At 43.6% G+C, this 220-nt stretch carries 1 other RNA gene; it reads left to right on the top strand.

Annotated features, from left to right (window positions below):
* Nucleotides 1–72, top strand: a transfer-messenger RNA (tmRNA) gene (gene ssrA, locus ACTHSP_RS24330); the annotation flags it as partial.
* Nucleotides 73–220 lie beyond the last annotated feature (148 nt).

Below are 220 nucleotides of genomic sequence, written 5' to 3'. Positions count from 1 at the left end.
GACACAACTAAGTATGTAGAACGCTCTGTAGAGGACTTTCGGACGGGGGTTCGATTCCCCCCGCCTCCACCAGATTTGAAGCGCAAATTTTTGATTTAAAAAGGTTTGCGCTTTTTTATAAACTTAAACAGGCCGTCTGAAACTTTTCAGACGGCCTGAGACCTTTGCAAAATTCCCCAAAATCCCCTAAATTCCCACCAAGACATTTAGGGGATTTTTC

The organism is Neisseria sp. P0001.S005, from assembly GCF_051963715.1.
Note: the sequence above shows the minus strand (reverse complement) of the source record. Positions and strands in the feature narration are given on the sequence as shown.